Source organism: Pseudomonas agronomica (assembly GCF_025917275.1).
Classification (GTDB): domain Bacteria; phylum Pseudomonadota; class Gammaproteobacteria; order Pseudomonadales; family Pseudomonadaceae; genus Aquipseudomonas; species Aquipseudomonas agronomica.
In genome coordinates, this window is sequence record NZ_JAOSHO010000743.1 from 1 (window position 1) to 1,858 (window position 1,858).

Here is a 1,858-nt window from a genome sequence, read left to right on the forward strand (position 1 = left end):
GTTGCCGCCCCTGCTCGACCAGCGCGCCCTTGCGATCGAGCCAGGCGAAGTCCAACGGGCTGTCGGCGGTCAACTGTGCCAACGGCGCCAGCGCTATGCGCAGCAAGGTGCTCATGCGCCCACCCGCGACCAGACCACCTGGGGCCTGCGCTGCTCGCTGCGATAAAACAACGCTTCGACACCGAATCGGCGCTGTTCGACCGTGGCCTGTCCGCGCAATAGAAACCACTCGCTGGTGATGCCCAGGCGCAGTTGCTCAGTGCTCATCTGCGGCATGCGCAAGCGGTTGAGAAAATCCCCGCTATTGATGAACCACTGGCCGCGGTCACGCTCGGCAATCACCGCCTGTGCCTGGGCCACGCTCATCCCGGGCACTCGTGCGGCCAAGACCTGCGCCGTGGTGGTATTGCCGTTCACCCAAGTGGGCGCCGGCAGCACCGTGACATAGGGGCGCAGGCGCTCGAGGGCAGCGGGGTCGATTCCGGGAAGGCCGGCCAGGTCATCAAGGCCGCGCAACATCGGCCGGGTGGCGGGCAGCGGCTGGCTCTCGGCGTCCGGCGATGTCAGGCGACCGCTGTCGAACCCGGTTGCCGCGCTGGAGGTGGACGGCGGTGGACGCAAGCGCTTGGGGTAGGCCTCCACCACGCGTTGGACGATACGATTGCCCTGGGCCGTGGGCACGCCCAGCTCGGCGCACAGGCGTTCGAATGCGGCGACTTCCAGTGTGTCGAGCTGGCCGTCGAGGATCAGGTTGCGCAGGTTGAATTTACTTTGCTCATCGCTGACATGGCCATCGAACACTCCGTTTTCAGTGCCCAGGCGCACCCCACGCAAGGGCTGCGCCCACGCCTGGTCCAAACGCGTCATGGGCTCGCGCAAGCGTTGCTGCCAGAGCGCCTGGCGGGTCCATTCCAATACGCCATTGGACAGCCAGGCGCCCCGCACCCGCTGGCTTTCGCTTTCCACGCTGCGAGTCACCTGGACCTGTCGGGCGATCATGCCAGCGGCGATCACCGCGACCACGGTCGCCACCAGCAAGGCGCTGATCACCGCCATGCCACGCTGTGCTGAGCGATTCACGACTAGAGCTGCCAGGAGCCGATATCAGCGTTGACACCTTCGCCGTCGGGCTGCCCATCGGCGCCGAGGGAAAACACATCGACCTCACCGTTGGTGCCCGGGTTGAGGTAGTTGTAGGCACGCCCCCAAGGATCCTTGGGCAGCCGTTCCAGGTAAGCGCGCCAGTTGCCACTGGTGGCGTTGGCAGGTTTTTCCGCCAGGGCCTTGAGCCCTTCGTTCATGGTCGGGTAGCGCCCTTGGTCGAGACGGAACAGCTTGAGCGCCTGCATCAGCCCCGCAACGTCCTGGCGGGCCGCCGTGGCCCTGGCCTGGTCCGGGCGGTCAAGCACCTTCGGCACGACCATGGCGGCAAGGATGCCGAGAATGACCACCACGACCATGATCTCGATCAGGGTAAAACCTTGCTGCCGGCGAGGGCCACGTGTGGGACGGCCAGACGATGCGACACCCATCTCGACACTCCTTGGCTGGCGCCGCGTTCTGGCGCTGGTTGAGGTTTCCATTCGCTGCGGATTGTTCCAGCGGCATATGTCACTGGTATAAAAAATCCTCAGGAGCTTTGGTCAGCAATCCGTCAAACGCGGGCATTAGGCTGAAGCACATTTCCCCGACGATGCTCATTGCCATGACCCGACAGGTACCCCGGCAACGCGGCTTTACCCTGATCGAAGTATTGGTGGCGCTGCTGATCGTGGCGGTGGCGATGTCGGCGGCTGTGCGCGCCAGTGCGCAAATGAGCCAGAGCAACGCGCTGCTGCGGGATCGCTCGATGGCGCTG

Annotated in this window: 3 protein-coding genes; 1 reads left to right on the top strand and 2 read right to left on the bottom strand. The window is 65.0% G+C overall.

The window, feature by feature from the left end; all coding sequences use genetic code 11:
* Positions 1-111: 111 nt before the first annotated feature.
* Together gspK and gspG are read right to left on the bottom strand one after the other, a co-directional pair.
* Entirely contained in the window at positions 112-1,056 is a 945-nt protein-coding gene (gene gspK, locus OC610_RS26750; protein ID WP_264432255.1) for a type II secretion system minor pseudopilin GspK, read from the bottom strand.
* A 26-nt stretch (positions 1,057-1,082) separates the two neighbouring features.
* Complete coding sequence (gspG, locus tag OC610_RS26755) at positions 1,083-1,532, bottom strand: type II secretion system major pseudopilin GspG (RefSeq protein ID WP_264432253.1); 450 nt, start codon at positions 1,530-1,532, stop codon at positions 1,083-1,085.
* A gap of 173 nt (positions 1,533-1,705) precedes the next feature.
* On the opposite strand from gspG, the gene OC610_RS26760 reads away from it, so the two are divergent.
* Positions 1,706-1,858: prepilin-type N-terminal cleavage/methylation domain-containing protein (locus OC610_RS26760; RefSeq protein WP_264432258.1), on the top strand; the 153-nt coding region annotated here is incomplete at its 3' end.

Bases quoted from the DNA above. Each gene is read 5' to 3' on its own strand.
- gspK (WP_264432255.1), bottom strand. From the start codon at position 1,056: ATGGCGGTGATCAGCGCCTTGCTGGTGGCGACCGTGGTCGCGGTGATC.
- gspG (WP_264432253.1), bottom strand. From the start codon at position 1,532: ATGGGTGTCGCATCGTCTGGCCGTCCCACACGTGGCCCTCGCCGGCAG.